Raw genomic sequence first — 17,881 nt, forward strand, 5'->3', positions numbered from 1 at the left:
TTCATAGGATATAAGTATGGCTAAGCAAAAAATTAACCAAGGCACAGCACCAACTGGCGTTGGTGGTGATACTTTCCGAACTGGTTCCGCAAAACTTCAGGCCAATGATGATGAGTTGTATACACATCTTGGTGCCGAAGCTGACGGTGTGCTGACTGTTGAAAAGACTCGTACAAAACTCGGTGTGATTTCGGATAAAAGTGAACTAACTATCCTCATCAAAGACTCATTGCGTCAATCTGTTGAGCTGGCAAGCGGTGGCTTACAGACTGTGATGTACACAGCTAAGGGCCAACCGACTTACATGAATATCATTCAAAAGTACGATATGAGTACGATTGACCCTTCATTAAGTGGAACGCACCCGGCTTTCATTGTGGATGGTGTAGAAAAGCCCGAAATCTTCATCGGAACTTATCAAGGAAAAATTGTATCCGGAGAGCTATTGAGCTTGCCGAATGTTGATCCAACCGTCAGCACAAACTATGACAACTTCTTGAATGCTGCGCGTGCCAATGGTAACGGTCATCACTTGATTACAAATGCCGAATGGTCTGCCGTGGCATTACAATGCTACAAAAATAACACTCAGCCGATGGGCAATAGTTACTACGGTCGAAGTTCAGAAGATCCATTGTTGATTGGTCGCCGTGCTGATGGTTTAAATCCGGGAGATACATCTGGATCAGCACGCACACTCACTGGATCAGGTCCAGTGCAATGGAGACATAACGGAAAAAATAACGGTATTGCCGATCTTTCCGGGAATGTCAATGAGTGGAATTCCGGCATGCGGTTGCTTAATGGTGAAATTCAAATCATTGAAAACAATAATGCTTCAAAATTAGCTATCAATCTGGGCGCGGCATCGGTCGAGTGGAAGGCAATAGATGGTGCAACAGGTGACTTGGTAGCACCAGATAGCACTGGAACAACAGTGGGTACAGTCAAGATTGCAGCCAGCGGCACGAATGATTACACGCTTGTTATTGGTAGTGGTGGTGCATTTGGATCAATTAAAAATCCATCAACAACCAAACCTGTATCAACAGCGGCACTGAATAAACTCAAAGCATTGGGCTTGTTCCCTATTGTTGATGCGCCAGCCACTTTTAATGCGGATGGTATGTATCACAATCTAACTATCGAAGCGATACCCATCCGTGGCAGCAGCTGGAACCTCGGTGCGGTGGCTGGCGTGTTCTCTCTCTTCTCGAACAACGCTCGTTCGAGCTCGTTCCAGCTCGTCGGGTCTCGTCCAGCTTTTGTAAATCTGTAATCTGAAACGTGTCATCTGCTTGCGTGCGTGATAACGCACGTATTTAAAATTTAAGGTAATTTTGTGTCAAATAGAGGACATGACAAATGTTAAAACTCGTATCAAATAAAAATGGTGAAGAAATTCACACACTACAGATTGAAAATGGTGTTGCTACGATTGAGCCTGCATTTGAGGGCACTCAAGAGTTGCTGCAAAGCTTAACTGATAAGCAGCAGATTCTTAGTGCACTATCAGGCTTTAATCCCGAATATGTCTGGGCTGTTACTTATGAAACACCGCCGGTTAAACCACTGACACGCCGACAATTCAGACTTGCACTTGTTGCGAACGGCTATAACCTTTCAGATATTGAAGCATTGATCAACGAGATTGAAGATGTGGCGCAGCGCCAGGTCACATTGATCGAATGGCAAGATGCCACCACGTTTGAGCGTAATTCATCAAGCTTATTGGTTATGGCTGGATTGATGCAACTCAACAAAGAACAGGTTGATGCACTTTGGTCACAAGCTTTATCGCTATAGTAACGAGGTGATTGATGAGCCTAAACAGTGATTTTCAAAAACTTTATATAGATGGGTTAATTACCTTATTTGAACTGGATGCTCGTACTTTAGGTGCGGGCATCCTTCGTTTCCACGGTCATATCTCTTATGAAGACTGGGAAAAAATATATAGCTTGATTGGTTCTGACGGGCTAATCGGTGACACAGCGCAGCTGATTGGTGAAGTGTTCGAACAGGGTGGCGAAAAAACATGGTTCAGAAACATCATTTGGCAAGGTGAAGTATTTGAACCTTTAGCACTTGAAGTATCAGGTTTAGAGATGCGCTCTGATGGCAAGGCGTCAGCTCCCACTTTTAGCATGGTGAACAATATAGCTGGTGTGCAGAACGCGGTGTCTGCTTACTGTCTACAGTTTGGTGATTTCGCAGGTGCAAAACTCAAAGTCATTACCACACTGGCTAAATATTTAGATGCTGAAAACTTCAGTTTAGGCAATGTCGCTGCTTCTAATGAAGCAAAAGAGCAACTTTGGTATATCGAACAGAAAACTTCTGAAAATGCTAATGCGGTCAACTTTGAGCTATCTAATCCGATTGACTTTGAAGGTTTAAAAATTCCTGTTCGGCAGATTTCTAACTACTGTGCATGGGAATATCGCAGTGAGCAATGTGGCTATACAGGCGCCGCAATGTTTACCAATACAAATGAACCTACTGACAATCCTGCGCTTGATGATTGCTCAAAGAGAACGAGTGGTTGTGAATGTCATTTCGGAAAAGGCAACGTTTTGCGCATTGGTGCTTTCCCTGCTAGTTCATTATTTTAGGTGGTATATGAAACTAACTGCAAAACTTAAAAAAGCAATTCAAGTACATGCTGCTGAAGTTTACCCAGATGAATGTTGCGGTGTGATTGTGAATAAAGAATACATTCCGTGCCGCAATGCCGCAGAAGATAAAGACCAGTTCGAAATTCACCATAAAGATTTGGCTAAAGCCGAAGATTTAGGCGAAATTCAGGCCTATGTACATTCACATCCGAATGCTTCAGCTCAAGCATCCGAAATTGATTTAATTCAAATTGAGTTACATGAAAAGCCTTGGGTGATTTGTGCTTATCCTGATATTGAATTTCAAGTGTATGGGCCGTGCGGATATCGCGCACCACTTGTTGGCCGTAACTATCACCACGGTTGGCAAGATTGCTATTCAATTGTTCGTGATTTTTATGAGCGTGAACTTGGCATCAAACTCATTGATTTTGAGCGTCAGGATCATTGGTGGGAATCAAAAGAAAATAAATCACTTTATCTTGATAGCTTTGGACATGCGGGATTTATTGAGGTCAATGAACCGCAATATGGTGATGTGCTGTTATGCCGAGTCGGTCGCACCGAGCATGTCAATCATGCAGTTATTTGGCTGGGTGATAATGGGGCGCTTAAGTCTGAAAAGACCGAGTCATGTATTGGCTCAGCTTTAATTTTACATCATCCGTATGGTCGCAAATCCGTGCGTGAAATATTTGGCCTACAGTGGAAAGAACGAGTCGTGAAGGTGGTTCGATATGCTCAAAACAATTAGGCTTTACGGCATTTTAGCCAAGAAGTTTGGCAAAGAATTTCGACTCGATGTTGAAAGCACAAGTGAAGCCATGCGCGCTTTATCTATTCAAGTGCCAGGCTTTGAATACTTTATGCTGCATGCTCATGAGCGAGGTTTAGAGTTTGCTGTATTTCAAGATAAGCAAAATATCAGTGAATCAGAACTCACCATGACCACTGCTGCAAAAGTCATCAAAATCGTTCCAAAAGTACGAGGTGCAGGTGGTGGTGGAGTGTTAAATCTTGTGCTTGGTGCTGTGCTTATTGTTGGTGGATTTTTCACTGGCGGCCTAACATCAGGGCTTGGTGTTGCATTAATCGGTGCTGGTGTCGGTATGGCAATGGGCGGTATCGCTCAAATGCTTATGCCAAAAGTGGACACTACTCAAGATCAAAACCAAGACGGCAACAAAGCAAATAAAGGCTTCGGTGGTGCAGTTACCACGATAGCACAAGGTAATCCTGTGCCTGTTTTATATGGTCAACGTGAAGTCGGTGGTTTTATTGCAAGTGCAGGTCAGTACCCTGAAGATTTAATGTAAATAATTAAAATATACAGGCGCTTAGAGCGTCTTTTTTATTGTCTGAGGAAAAGCATGAACGCAGTAATTAAAGGCGCTAAAGCGGGTAAGGGTAAAGCAAGACAGCCGGTGATTGCACCCGATTCAGCACAATCTAAAACCTACATAAAAATTCTGTATGGTTTGTCTGAAGGTGAAGTCGAAGGCTTAGCTAATGGATTGCAGTCTGTATATTTAGAAGATACACCACTTCAAAATCTAGATGGTGGCAGCAATTTTTCCAACATTACATCTGACTTTCGTCACGGCACAAACGATCAGACCTATATCGAAGGCTTCCCTGATATTTCATCTGAGGTTGGCATTGGTGTTGAGTTGAAATCAGATACACCTTGGGTTCGTGCAATTTCTAATACCGATTTAGATGCAGTCAATATTCGTTTTAAGTGGGGCGCTTTACGTGAAACCAATGCTGAAAATGGTGACGTAAACGGCTACACCATTCAGTACGCAATTGATTTGCAGACCAGTGGTGGCACATGGACCGAAGTCTTAAATACACGCATTTCAGATAAGACCTCGACCAATTATGAGCGCTCACACCGTATTGATTTACCAAAATCAGATACAGGTTGGACGATTCGAGCACGTCGCCTTACACCGAACAGTACGTCTGAATATATCAGTGACAAAATGTATGTCGAGGCTTTAACTGAAGTTATTGACCTCAAACTTAGTTATCCAAATACAGCTTTGCTGGGTCTGCAATACGATGCAGAAACCTTTTCAAATGTCGCAAAAGTCGCGGTAGATTTAAAAGGCATTAAATTAAAAGTGCCTTCAAATTACGATCCAATTGCGCGTACTTATGCGGGCATGTGGGACGGTACTTTTAAGCGTGCGTATACCAATAACCCTGCTTGGATTTACTACGATATCTGTACTGCAAAGCGTTATGCACTGGGTGATCGTTTGACTTCAGCAATGCTAGACAAATGGTCTTTGTATCGTCTGGCACAATACTGTGATCAAAAGGTATCCGATGGTAAAGGCGGTGAAGAACCTCGCTTTACTTGTAATGTGTATTTGCAAAGCACAGAAGATGCATATTCAATTCTAACCAAATTGGCAGGCGTGTTTCGTGCAATCAGCTTTTGGGATGGCAATTCCATTGTTTGTGATGCTGATATTCCGCAAGATACGTATTTCACCTATACGCGTGCCAATGTCATTGATGGACACTTTGAATATGTAGGAACGCGTGCGCGTGATCGTCATACCGTTGCAAAAGTCGCTTTTGATAATCCTTTGAATCGCTACAAAACTGAGCATGTCTATGTTCGTGATGAAGCTGCTATTGCAAAGCTTGGTGTGCGTATTGCTGAAATCGACGCATGGGGCTGCACGTCAGAAGGACAGGCACAACGTGCAGGATTGTGGGCTTTAAAGTCTGAGCAACTAGAAACACGTTCAGTGTCTTTTAAAGTGGGCTTAGATGGTTATATTCCACAACCAGGTAAAGTGATTGAAATTGCAGATGAGCTTTTTGCAGGTCGCGCCAATGGCGGTCGTATCTCAAAAGTATCAGCAAATTTGCGTACGATTACGATTGATCGAGATGATGTGGTGTGTCGCGCAGGTGACCGACTGGTGGTCAATGGCGAAAATGGCAAAGCACAGGCACGAATTGTTTCATCAGTCAGTGGTCGTAACATTACCGTGACGGTTGCGTTTGATTCAGTTGCAGCGCAAAACGTATGGGTCGTCGATGCGCAAGACTTAAAAACCATGAAGTTTCGCGTCATGAGTATCTCTCAAGATGAAAAACATCAATTTTCAATTACTGCATTGCAGTACGAGTCGGCAAAATATGATGCGATTGATTTTGGTGCTTTCATTGACGAACGTCCGATTTCTATTATCAACCCGACAACTCAAGCACCTGTAACCAATGTGGTTATCTCTACTGAAAACATGGTGCAACAAGGCTTGTCTGTTGCAACCATGCTTATTGCTTGGGAACAAGCGCAAGGCGCAACCAAGTACCAAGTTGAATGGCGTAAAGATGACGGTAGTTGGATTAAGTTGCCAATCATAGGCAGTAATTCTGTAGAAGTTCAAGGCATCTATTCAGGTAATTACGAAGCACGTGTCACTGCGATTTCCGCTTTTGATATCTCATCTTTACCGACTTATTCAGTTCTAACCACTTTAACTGGAAAACAAGGATTACCTCCTGCTTTGGCAAGTATTGCTGCAGAGGGGATTTTGTTTGGTTACCGCTTAAACTGGAATTTTCCTGCTATTGGTGCATTAGATACCGCCTACACTGAAATTGAAATTTCAAGTACAGCAAATGGTGCTAATGCCGCACAACTCGGATTATTCGCTTACCCAACGACTGTGCATGAAATTCAAGGCATGCAGCCAAATTTAACCCGATATTTTCGCGGTCGCTTGATTGACCGGATTGGAAATATTGGGCCTTGGTCAGAGCGTGTTAGTGCGACAACTTCGGCTGATGCATCCGCTGTGCTTGATATTTTGTCAGGTAAAATTACTGAAAGTCAGTTGCACCAAGACTTACAAACCAAGATTGATAAAATCGATACGATTGAGGGTTTGGATGGTGATATCGGGAATTTGATTGACAACATCACAGCGGTACAAACCAATGTTGATCAACTGAATGATGCATTTTCAATTGAGAGACAGGAGCGCATTAGTGCAGTTCAGAATCTTGATGATGGCTTAACCCAAGAGATTTCAGATCGTCAAAGTGGTGACACCGCCAATTTAAATGCCTTGAATAACTACAAGAGTAGTAATGACCAGTCCCTTGCTAATGTTCAGCAACAAGTGAATACAGCAGTGACAGAAACATCTGCAAATACTCAAGCGGTACAGGCATTGGATAGTCGTGTTGAAATAGCAGAAGGCAATGCAAGTACCGCAAAAACTAATGCGGCAACTGCACTGACCAAAGCGGAAACTGCAACAACTCAAGCTGGATCAGCGGCAAGCTTAGCCAGTCAGGCGAGTGCGATTGCTAATCAAGCATCAGATACAGCAGACACAGCAAATCAAACGTCTGCAACGGCTCTATCTACTGCGAATGTTGCTGCAGATGCATCAAGTGCCAATGCGACTAAAATCGATGCTATTACACTTGAATTAGGAGATAAAGCCAGTACAGGAGCTTTGTCAGAAACCAATTCCAAAGTGTCTGAACACGATGGGAAAATCAGTGCCAATACTACCAAGATTGACGGTGTATATGCACAAGTTAATTCTAAGTTAATAGGGTCGACTGATGATCTAATCGGCTCAACAGAAGGCTTTGCGGGTACATGGTCACTACAATCAGCAATGATTGAAAACGATATGGCTTTGAGTCAGCGTATTGATACAACGGTTGCGCAAATTGATGAGGCTAAGGCCTTAATTCAGACTGAGGCTACTACTCGTGCAAGTGAGGATGAAGCATTAGCAAGTCAAATTGTTATTGTCCAAGCTCAGGTTGATGAAAATAAAGCATTGATTCGCACTGAAGAGCAATCTCGTGTGGATTCAGATTCGGCATTAGCTTTAAGAATTGACACTTTACAAGCTCAAGTTGGTGATGATCTACAACAAAGTATTGCAACAATTCAGAGTGAACTTGATGTATTAGCTAACACTGACTCAGCACTGGCGAATCGTGTGGATACCGTTCAATCTGCAACATCTACAGCCCAATCAACCGCTGATCAAGCTATATCGGACGCACAATCTAAGTCGGAAGCAGCAGAGCAAGCTGCCAAGACGTATGCAGAAGCTAAAGCGAAAGCCGAAGCTGATGCAGCAAAAGCAGCAGCATCCGATGACGCAACTGCAAAAGCTAATGCAGCACAGTCGGCAGCCGAAGCGGCAGCGGCACTTGATGCTAAAAATAAAGCTGATGCAGCTCAAGCAGCATCTAAAATTTTATCTGATGCAGCCCAAGCGACTGCAAATGAAGCACTTGGCAAAGCAAATACTGCGACTCAAAACATCGCAACAGTACAAAACCATGTCAACACATTGACTACACAACAAGGAGCTACAGCAACTCAAGTCGGAGATATTCAAACAACTGTCAATGGAAACACAGCATCCATTCAAGACGTGTCTACATCAGTTGATGGGCTTTATGCTCAGAAATTTACAAAAATTGATGTGAATGGAAAGGTTATCGGTTGGGGCGGTGCAAATGATGGAGTTGAAGGGAGTTATATTTTTAATGTTGATTCTTTAGCGATCGGCAGTGGCGGAAGTGAGGGTTATTACCCATTTATTTTCCGAAGCACACCCCACACAGACCCAGACACAGGTACGGTATTTCCAGTTTCTGCTTATTTGAAATCAGCAATGATGGACTATCAATCCGTTAAAACTTCGCACATTGAAGACTTGGCGGTTAACACTGCGAAAATTGCTAAGTTAGCGGTTAAGTCAGGGAATATTGATGATTTAGCTGTGACAACGCTAAAGATTCAAGACAATGCTGTTACGGTCCCTGCTGCTTTAACTCTCTCGTCAGCTATACAGCGAAGCGATACTAGAAACCCAGGTAGTTACGCAGGTGGCTTATCAGCACTTATTGATTCTTCTGAATATTTTGGAAATATTTTATCACTCTCAATTAATCGCAGTGGGGGTAAGTGCCGAATAGAGGGTTCGATATGGATTGACAGGGTTGCGGCAAATCTTTATACAAGCTCAGGCGCTACAATTGCAGCTAATGAGCAGTACGTCGGCCTGTTGATTTATAAAAACGGGACTTTGCTTTCATGGGCGCGCGTTCCAACCAGTTTTACCGATACAAATCAAGTCAGAGAACATAGCGGGATTGCCTCCATTCCAATTGTAATTGATGACGCTGGAACTGGACCAACAACCTATTCCATAAGATTGGGTATATCAAGTGCCAGAAGCAACTCTGGAACACAAATGACCTATTTTTCTGGAACACCCACAGTTATTGGGGCGACACTAGCAGTAATGGAAATAAAAAAATGACAACTATTGTTAACTCGCACGGAAAACCTCTATTCAGAATAGGTGGGGATGCTAAAACGATTTCACTTAATACGCCTAAAGGCTGTGTGGTTGTAGAAGATCCGCCAAATTCAAATATGTTTTATCAAGATGGTTGGGTTGATATGCCTTCTCAGCCATCCTCCAACCACATATTCGAATATGATTTAAAGCAATGGGTTGATCCAAGAACCATCGAGCAAGTTAAAGAGCAAAAATGGGCTGAGATTAAATCATTACGTGATCAACTGGAATTTAGTGGCTTTGAATTTGAAGGCGACCTCTATGATTCAGATCAAGTTTCACAGGGTCGAATTATGGGCGCAGCATCGGCTCAAATTGATCAAACTTGGACGCTTGCAAACAATGAAACGGTTGACTTAACAGCAATACAATTGAGTCAGCTTTATCAATCATTACAGCTTCATATTGCAAATACTCATGAACGTGGACGTATTGCTCGACAACTCATTTATGAAGCCACATCGATAGAGCAAGTCGAACAAATAACCTTATAGCACCTTCGGGTGCTTTTTTATTACCAAAATTTAGGGGGCGTGATGTCTGAAAATGAAACATACGGGGTGCGATTAGAAAAGAAGATCGACAATCTTCAAACTGATATGCACACACTATCAAATCATGTCTCACGGCTCACATTTATCAATGAAGCGCAGAAAACAGCAGCTGATGAGAATAAAAAAGACATTGATTTAATCGCAGTAAAAGTCACTGGCTTAGAAAATCGGTCAGCACTACAGGATGGCGCAATATCCGTTCTCAAAATTATTCTGGGCATATTTGCAGGCACAGTTATCTCAGCTTGTTTGTGGGTCGGCTCATCGATCATTCAGCTCAATCAATCTCAGTCACTTATGCAAGAAAAAATCACACGTTTAGAGGAAATTAGAAAATGAAATTAATTGAAAACTGGAAAGAGTCTTGGAAACTCAAATCTGTACAAGTTGGCGCATTGAGCGCCATTTTTTATGCCTTGATTTTGTTCGCAGATCAGTTTGTGCAGGTGTGGCATATCATTCCACAAGACCTAAAAAACCATATTCCAGAACAGTGGAAAGAATATGTTGGATGCTTTGTTGGTGTTGCCATGGTATTGGCGCGACTTAAAAAGCAGCCTGAATTAGAACCACCAACAAATATTTTAAATTTCTCTAGCCTGTCAGTTGGTTCAATATCTTTTGATGAAGCCTTTCATAGACTTATTGCACATGAAGGTGGTTATTCCACAGATCATAATGATCCAGGGAATTGGACTGGTGGTAAAGTTGGAGTCGGTGTAAAGAAGGGCACTAAATATGGCATTGCTGCAAACACCTATCCAAATTTGGATATTAAAAATTTAACCCTTAACCAAGCCAAAGAAATCTATAAAAAGGACTGGTGGGATAAATTGGGCGGTAATGGTTTACATTCCGCAATCACATTCCAATTATGGGACTTTGCTATTAATGCGGGGAAGAAACGTGCAATCATGGAATTACAACAAGCCGTTGGTGTAACAGCAGATGGAGTAATTGGACCTAAGACGATTTCCGCTGTGAATAGTCACGATTTGAACGATGTGCTTTTAACTCTGACTGCAGAACGTTTAAAGTTCTACACATCTTTAAAGACATGGCCAACTTACGGAAAGGGTTGGACTAATCGTGTTGCGGATAATTTGAAATATGCTGCAAAAGATAATTGAAACAAATAAGCCCTCTAAGTGAGGGTTTATTCGCATAACGTCCATTATGTTAAATAGGAGAAAATTTTAGAGATCTAAAACACTTTCTAAATCCTCTTTTGTTATTCTCCAATTTGAAATTCCTTCTATTCTATCTGATAGGTATAAATAAAATTTATCTACTCTGCTCTTGTTGAAATAAAAGATGGGAAAAGGGTTTTCTAAAGATTTTTCAATTTCATCAAAAGAATCATTAGATGTAAATGTCTTTTCATTCTCAGTAATAAAGAGAAACTTCTCTGTAATAAAAAAGTCACTGGCCTCTTCTTCAGATACAAAGTATTTCCGAGGATTGGCAACTTCTTCAGGAATAATTGTATATATTCCAATCATCTTTACGTGATGATAAGCATTTTCATAATTTTTTATAAAACATGAACTTCTTCTATTTATTAATGAGTGTTTTGCTGCATGCTTCCACTGATCGATATAATCTTCTTTAGACCAATCTACTAGATTTAAATTGAATAGTTCATATTCTCCAGCTAGCAATATACCCGCAGTATGATCGTCCTCAGGGTAAAACCGTAACAATTCTAACATTTAATTACCTTTTTAATATTATGATTAGTATTCGAAGTATCAGTGAAGTTTCTCTACAATTAACATAATACACCTTATGCGAAATCCTCAATTTATTTTAATATAAATCATATGTTTAACTTTTTTATAAAAGCCCATTCGAGATTGATTGAACTTTTTACAGGATAAATTTAGTTATAAGCATAATATTTGATCAAATTGAAGTGATTTGCTTATATTAAATTTAAAATTAAATGCGATAGGTGATTAATTACTTATAGTCAACATCCCATCCACACTAAAATAATTTCGACTTGCACTTGCTCTCTTACCTGTCCATTTTCGATTAGGTAGATAGCACGGCCCAACCGATATTTTTGTTTTACCAAATTTTTTCTGAATGTGCTCATAAGCTTGCATCAAATTTTCATTCATTTGAATTTGTTCAACATCAGCAAAAAGCTCAGGAATGTATTTATCTTTGTCGATAAGATCAGAAAGCATCACCCCGCATTTCTTGAACTGAATACCCGGCTTATAAACTTGTTCTAATAATTTAAGTGAATATCTCGCAAGCAATGTCACACTATCGGTTGGATCGGGCAAATCGTAAGAAGTGGATTTACTGTAATACGGAACTTCTTTATCGAAAGGGTTTGACTGTACAAATACAATTATAGTTCCACAAAGCGACCTATCCTGTCTTAATCGCTTAACTGCATCTTGAATGTATTTACAGATTACTTCTCGCATATCTGAAATATCTGTAATTTTTTCACCAAATGATCGACTAGCCACAATTTGTTTTTTTGGAGGGGGAGCATTTTCTAGCTCAATACATGAAATGCCTTGGAGCTCCATAACGGTTCTTTGCATGACCGATGAGAACATTTTCCCTATAGCGTGTGGATTGCACTTTGATAAGTCCGATACAGTATTTACACCCATTTCTTTTAAGCGTTTTGAATGCTTCCTGCCAACACCCCATACCTCAGATACATCAATTAAAGTCCAGAAATATTCACGATGCTTTGGACCCATCGCAACTAAATTGCAAACACTATTAAAGCGTTTACCTTTTTTTGCCATGTGATTAGCAATCTTGGCTTCCGTTTTACTTCTTCCAATGCCTACGCATACTGGCAATCCAATCCATTTCAAAATACGTGCACGCATCTCTTGACCCAGAGCATCTAAGTCATAGTTTTCAGAATAAGCAGTAAGCTTTAAAAAACACTCATCAATTGAGTAAATCTCTTGTTCATCAGGTCCTACATATTCAGCAAGAATAGAATGGAAGCGATTCGACATTTCAGCATAAAGAGCGTAATTGCTCGATAAAACTTGAACGTTGTGTTTTTCAACAATATCTTTAATTTGAAAAAGCGGAACACCCATTTTTATACCGAGGTCTTTAGCTTCTTGTGAACGAGCGACAGCACAGCCGTCATTATTGGATAGCACTATTACTGGCTTATTAATGAGACTAGGATTGAATAATCGTTCGCAACTCACATAACAATTATTCACATCGATAAGCGCGTAAATCTCATTTTTTGATTTCATCTGAATTTTTTGATCACATTTGTGACCACACCCCAAATTTCAAATTGTTGGCCTTCAGCAGGGTGAATGTCTTCATAACCTTCATTTTCTGCTTTTAACCAACTGCCCAATACATCATTAATTAAACGCTTAACAGTAAAATAATCATTATCAATACAGGCAATAACAATATCCCGATGCTGAGGTTCTAAGCTGCGATCAACAACTAGATAGTCACCGACATCCAAGCCCGCGTTTAACATTGATAGTGAATCTACACGCACCATGAAAGTTGAATTGTGATTAGTGATAAGAAACTCATTTAAGTCGATATTTTTATCAATATAGTCTTGGGCGGGTGAGGGGAAGCCTGCTTTGACTCGTTCTGTTGCAAGTGGAATAGATGCTTTTGTGACAGGATCAACGAGTTTAAAATCTGAAACATCAGATGTTCTATCATCAGACTTCAAAAAATCTTTTATATCTATGACTTTAGATTTTGGTACGCGCATAACCGTAGTCGGCTCATCGTAAATAGGTTTACGACCGGCGCCCTCGCGTTTACCGCCATATGTTTTCTTGACTTCCATAAAACCCCCTTTGATTGTGTAACACAATCAGGATTCTAATAGTCAGTTAATTTAAATGCTATTCGTAATTTTCGATGATATATGCCAAGCCTTTAGAACAAAGAGTTTTGATTTTTATTTACCGACGAGCGGTCATGAAGTGCTGTTTTATATTCATCATCCATTTCAAAAAAAAGTTCATGAGCATCAACATGAGAAATAGTAAGCCAATCTTTCCTGTATTTTTCGGGTACCACAATGATTGATCTTTTTTCATCATCAGGACCATGAAACTGCTTCATGAAAGGGTGATGTTCAGCATTAATCGTAAGCATGCTGAAGGATCTAATATTCTGACCATTGATAACCGCATCATCATAAATAGCTGCAACAGTAAAAGGCTGTTCATCTTTACGTGATATTCCATACCATTGTGGTTTGCCATCAATATATTTGGGCTCATAGAATTCTTGAACTGGCACTAAACAGAATTTGTCATTTTTCCATGCACTTCTAAAAGATGGTTTCTCTGCGATGGTTTCTGTCCGGCCATTATATGTATGTCGACCAAACTTTAATTCTTTTGACCAGTGTGGGAGCAAACCAAATTTCCCTACATCTAACTCAAACTGATCCGCACCGTTCATCATTATAGGTGCGTCATACAATGGGTATACGTGTTGCTTAAAATCTAGATTGAGTTGTGATTCATGTATATCTAAAAGGGATAGTCTTTTCTTTGATGGAAATTCGTAGTTTGAGCACATGATGAACATTCCTGTTTCAATGTGAATTAAATATAAAAAACACCCAGAGTTTCATTTTTATTCTTTCCACCCATCAACAATATCAGCCCAATCCTGAAGCATTTGCTTGCGATCATCTAGATATTTAGCATGATTATACGAAGCTCTAGTTTTGTTTTCGTCAGCGTGAGCTAATTGAGCTTCAATCCAATTTTCATCATAGCCTTTTTCATTAAGCAGAGTGGACGCTGTAGCTCGAAAATCATGAGCTGTCACATTTTTTAATCCAATATATTCAAGCATTCGATTAAGTGTCATTTGATTGAGCATTTCATGACGTTTATAAACACCAGGGAAAACTAATTTATAATCACCTGAGTTTAATTGTTGAGCTTTTAATATATTAAATACTTGATTCGACATTGGTAGGCTGTGGACCCTATTTTTTTTCATTGCCGACTTAGGGAAAGTTATTACACGATCATCAAAATCAACCCATTCCCATTCCATTCGTCGAATCTCAATTGAGCGCAACATTGTATATAAAAGTATAAATCCTGCATTTTTGACTGTTTCAGAACCTCTGTATGTATCTAAACTTATTCGGACTTTTCGCTTTTCTTCTTTTGAGATCGATCTAGCATGAGATACATCAGGTCTTGAAATGACTTCTCTAACAGCGTAAGTAGGGTCGTTTTCAGCTCTCAGGGTTGCAATAGCGAATCGCATTACAGCACCAATGAATTTACGATTTTGAATTGCAGTAACTTCACCTGTACCTCTATTTTTTTGCCCTTTAACTCGCTGAACAGTGTTTCTAATGATTATTAGCACATCTGCGGATGAAACTTCACGCACATCTTTTTCACCAATAATTGGTAAAATATCTTTTTCCAAACTGGCCTTAAATTGATTTTGATATTGTTCTGACTTACTGGATAAGCGCTCCATCAGGTACTCATTGGCCACAACATTAAAGGTATTTTTAATTTTATTGTTCAGTGCCTTTTTAATATCTCTTTTTTCTTGAACGGGATGAATTCCTTTTGCAAGTTTAGCTTTTGCCTCATCACGTAGAGATCGAGCATCCGCTAATCCGAAGGCAGGATACTCACCAAGACTCATCGATGACTCTTTCCCATTTATCACAAATTTAAAGCGCCAAAATTTTGCACCGCTTGGGCGAACCTCAATATATAAACGATCACCATCAAGAATTCGGTACACCTTATCTTTAGGCTTAAGAGTTTTAATCTTTGCGTCTGATAGTTTTATCGAGGTCATAACGGGTAACAAGGATCAAAAGGAGCGTTACCCGTTATATTACCCGTTTTGTAGAGGGATTGGATAGGAGGTTCGCGAACTAATATGAACTGTTATTATTATTTTTCAGTGTCTTAGGTGATTAATAAAAACTGTAACGAACTATATAGAATGGAAATGATTTTTTTCTATCATTAAAAGCATTTCAGGCTTAACCTCTTGATTTTATATGTCGAAACTTACTAACTGTTTAAAATTACTCGCATTCAGTATTTTCATGAAGTTGCAGAATTTAAAAAGCCTGCAAGGTGCAGGCTATAATATCAGAAAGTTTTTGATATTTTTCACTTCTTTAAAATCAGTTAATGGATTATTTCAACGGGTTGAATAATCAATACACGAATGATTTTAGACTTTGAGTTTTTCCGGTATTTTGATTAATTCCAGAATTAAAACTCATTACCATTAATTAAGCGCTATCAGCATTAACTAAGAGGCATCACCATAAGTGATAATATTTTTCAAAACCGCTTTTTGACCGTCTCCTTTACGCAAATAGGTGTCATTAAAACTATGACCGACGACATCATATAAAGAAAATGGAATACGGATATTTGACTTTAAAGTGGATGGAGAAACTAATCTAACCGAATTGATGAGCATATCATTTGAAGACGTGATATAGCTCGAATTAGGCAATAAACGATCCGCTGGAGATGCTAATCCCACAGTGAATAACTGATTACGGGCGCGTTTAGAATTGGCTAACATGAGATTCATACTGGCATTTGCATAGAAATTGCCTTGTGAATGTGGAACTAAAACCACTTTCTTTCCATCTACGATATCTTGGTCATACTGTTTAAGATGGTCTTCGATTTCTGGAAGTAAGTTTTTATCGTTTTTAAGTTCATCTACGTATTTCTGGTAGGTTTCCTGACCAATCAAACTCGCATTTTGGATATCTCCAAAATTATCGATAATTTTCCAGAATTGACGATTGTCTTCAAGTTTAAATTTTTGACTCACAACCTGTTTAATGTCTTTGAGAAATCCTTCTTTTTTATTAAAAGCGAGGTTAACCGTGTAGTTTTGACGTTGTTGTTTAATTACATTTTTGAGTGCTATTTGGCTCATCGTAGCATCATCAAATGTATTGTTTATGCCATTGATGAAAACAACAGATGTATTATTTTTATCAGATGTGGCGTCTGAGTTTTGTGCATAAATTTCTACTGATAAAATCGAAATTATTATAAAAAGCAAAGTCTTTTTCATTGTTATTGTCCTTTAGAGGTATATTAATATGGAGCTTCATTTACTTGTTTTGTACAGTTGTTCTCTCCTTGATCTGGGAAATATTGTCCATTTATTAATTCATTGAATTCAATATAAGCTTGGGTGTTTTTTGAGGAACTGAGTAACTCTGCTCTTGTATCTGTGATGGCTTTTTGCATTTGTTCGAAGTTTTTATTACTTTTTTCGAGAACATTTGGACTGAATAAGCAGGCGATATTTGCTGAAATGTCATTTGCAATCATTTTTGCACTGTCCCTATCCAAATTTCCTTTCAGAGTTGCATTCCAAGCACGTGCAAGATTCGTCATTCCAGCTTGTAATGCTAAGGAGTTCTGAAACTCTTTTTTGATATAATTTTGAATATGATCGGGTAAACCATCAAGATCCTCATCTGGATCCGTATGATCATCACTACTCGATTTATGAGTTGTCGTATTTTTTGTAGGCGATGCCAGACTTGCAACCTTTAAATTTTGAAGATTGTCTAGGGTAGATGAGGCCGTATGCTCTGCTTTAGTTTCGCTGCTTGGGCGGAAAACATAAAGAATGATGAAGAGTATAATCAGGCTTGAAATGATTAAAACAAAATATTTGAACATTATTTATGATTAAAGAAAGCTGTTTTAGGATTTATGTTTAATAATTTATTGGAAAGTATTGCTAAAGTAAATATTAAATTAAATTAAATTAAAATTTGATACAAAAAAAGAATTTATCAGTAATTTAACGGTTTAATAATGATGCGAAAATTGATGTAATTTGCTTTGTAGTCAAGAGAAATGTTGTTTTAATCTACTCTTGAATGGAGGATTAAAAATTTTATAGTGCTGGTTTGTTTTAGCATTAAATAACAGGACTTGAAGAAAATATAAAAAATTTAAAAGGCAGTAAAAAAAAGATAAAATTTTGAACGAAACTAAAATTCAAAGTTTCTTTACTGGTACTGAATATCACTTGCCTTGTAATTATAGAGACCTCCCTCTATTAGTGCATCTATAAGCTTAAAGCGGCTGATATTTTGAACTTTGTCATATATGGAATATTGAATTTGTAATAGATAAGTATTTGTATGATTCAATCATTTGATTTATTTAATCATTATGATCCTTAAGTATTAACAAAAAGTATAAATATCGTATGAATTTCGAACAAACATTACATGTTTTAAAGGAATATATAAAATTAAATATTTGATTTTGCACTTATTTGGTGCGAATAA

The 17,881-nt window shown here is 39.0% G+C and carries 16 protein-coding genes; 9 read left to right on the forward strand and 7 right to left on the reverse strand.

Annotated features, from left to right (window positions below):
- Positions 1–16 precede the first annotated feature (16 nt).
- From V5M36_RS04820 to V5M36_RS04860, 9 genes are all read left to right on the forward strand, one after another.
- On the forward strand, positions 17–1,279 hold the full coding sequence (locus tag V5M36_RS04820) for a hypothetical protein (protein WP_338562584.1): 1,263 nt from the start codon (positions 17–19) through the stop codon (positions 1,277–1,279).
- Between the two features lie 86 nt (positions 1,280–1,365).
- Positions 1,366–1,806: a hypothetical protein gene (locus V5M36_RS04825; protein ID WP_338562587.1), complete on the forward strand. Its 441-nt coding sequence runs from the start codon at positions 1,366–1,368 to the stop codon at positions 1,804–1,806.
- A gap of 14 nt (positions 1,807–1,820) precedes the next feature.
- Positions 1,821–2,615, forward strand: a complete 795-nt coding sequence (locus V5M36_RS04830) for a phage minor tail protein L (RefSeq protein WP_338562590.1) — start codon at positions 1,821–1,823, stop codon at positions 2,613–2,615.
- Positions 2,616–2,622: 7 nt separating this feature from the next.
- Entirely contained in the window at positions 2,623–3,372 is a 750-nt protein-coding gene (locus V5M36_RS04835) for a C40 family peptidase (RefSeq protein ID WP_338562592.1), read from the forward strand.
- Positions 3,356–3,934 (forward strand): tail assembly protein, encoded by a 579-nt coding sequence (locus V5M36_RS04840; protein ID WP_338562594.1) that lies wholly within the window; start codon positions 3,356–3,358, stop codon positions 3,932–3,934. Before V5M36_RS04835 ends, V5M36_RS04840 begins: the two co-directional genes overlap by 17 nt.
- A gap of 54 nt (positions 3,935–3,988) precedes the next feature.
- Positions 3,989–8,953: a TipJ family phage tail tip protein gene (gene gpJ / locus V5M36_RS04845; RefSeq protein ID WP_338562596.1), complete on the forward strand. Its 4,965-nt coding sequence runs from the start codon at positions 3,989–3,991 to the stop codon at positions 8,951–8,953.
- Entirely contained in the window at positions 8,950–9,489 is a 540-nt protein-coding gene (locus V5M36_RS04850) for a DUF4376 domain-containing protein (RefSeq protein ID WP_338562598.1), read from the forward strand. The genes gpJ and V5M36_RS04850 overlap by 4 nt, the downstream gene beginning before the upstream one ends.
- Positions 9,490–9,531: 42 nt before the next feature.
- Positions 9,532–9,888: a hypothetical protein gene (locus tag V5M36_RS04855; protein WP_338562601.1), complete on the forward strand. Its 357-nt coding sequence runs from the start codon at positions 9,532–9,534 to the stop codon at positions 9,886–9,888.
- Positions 9,885–10,679: a glycoside hydrolase family 108 protein gene (locus V5M36_RS04860; RefSeq protein WP_338562604.1), complete on the forward strand. Its 795-nt coding sequence runs from the start codon at positions 9,885–9,887 to the stop codon at positions 10,677–10,679. The genes V5M36_RS04855 and V5M36_RS04860 overlap by 4 nt, the downstream gene beginning before the upstream one ends.
- Positions 10,680–10,745: 66 nt before the next feature.
- Here the strand turns inward: V5M36_RS04860 and V5M36_RS04865 are convergent, their stop codons facing one another.
- From V5M36_RS04865 to V5M36_RS04895, 7 genes are all read right to left on the reverse strand, one after another.
- On the reverse strand, positions 10,746–11,261 hold the full coding sequence (locus V5M36_RS04865) for a hypothetical protein (RefSeq protein ID WP_338562606.1): 516 nt from the start codon (positions 11,259–11,261) through the stop codon (positions 10,746–10,748).
- Between the two features lie 246 nt (positions 11,262–11,507).
- Complete coding sequence (locus V5M36_RS04870; protein ID WP_338562608.1) at positions 11,508–12,806, reverse strand: Y-family DNA polymerase; 1,299 nt, start codon at positions 12,804–12,806, stop codon at positions 11,508–11,510.
- Positions 12,803–13,375 (reverse strand): LexA family protein, encoded by a 573-nt coding sequence (locus V5M36_RS04875; RefSeq protein ID WP_338562610.1) that lies wholly within the window; start codon positions 13,373–13,375, stop codon positions 12,803–12,805. The genes V5M36_RS04870 and V5M36_RS04875 overlap by 4 nt, the downstream gene beginning before the upstream one ends.
- A 92-nt stretch (positions 13,376–13,467) precedes the next feature.
- Entirely contained in the window at positions 13,468–14,121 is a 654-nt protein-coding gene (locus V5M36_RS04880; protein WP_338562612.1) for an SOS response-associated peptidase, read from the reverse strand.
- Between the two features lie 57 nt (positions 14,122–14,178).
- The gene (locus V5M36_RS04885) at positions 14,179–15,384 is read right to left on the reverse strand and encodes a tyrosine-type recombinase/integrase (protein WP_338562614.1); all 1,206 of its coding nucleotides are present in this window, start codon (positions 15,382–15,384) and stop codon (positions 14,179–14,181) included.
- Between the two features lie 468 nt (positions 15,385–15,852).
- A complete protein-coding gene (locus tag V5M36_RS04890) occupies positions 15,853–16,500 on the reverse strand; it encodes a hypothetical protein (protein ID WP_338562616.1) in 648 nt (215 codons plus the stop codon).
- A 164-nt stretch (positions 16,501–16,664) separates the two neighbouring features.
- The gene (locus V5M36_RS04895; protein ID WP_338562618.1) at positions 16,665–17,261 is read right to left on the reverse strand and encodes a hypothetical protein; all 597 of its coding nucleotides are present in this window, start codon (positions 17,259–17,261) and stop codon (positions 16,665–16,667) included.
- Positions 17,262–17,881 lie beyond the last annotated feature (620 nt).

The organism is Acinetobacter sp. KS-LM10 (assembly GCF_036896575.1).
Taxonomy (GTDB): domain Bacteria; phylum Pseudomonadota; class Gammaproteobacteria; order Pseudomonadales; family Moraxellaceae; genus Acinetobacter; species Acinetobacter avistercoris.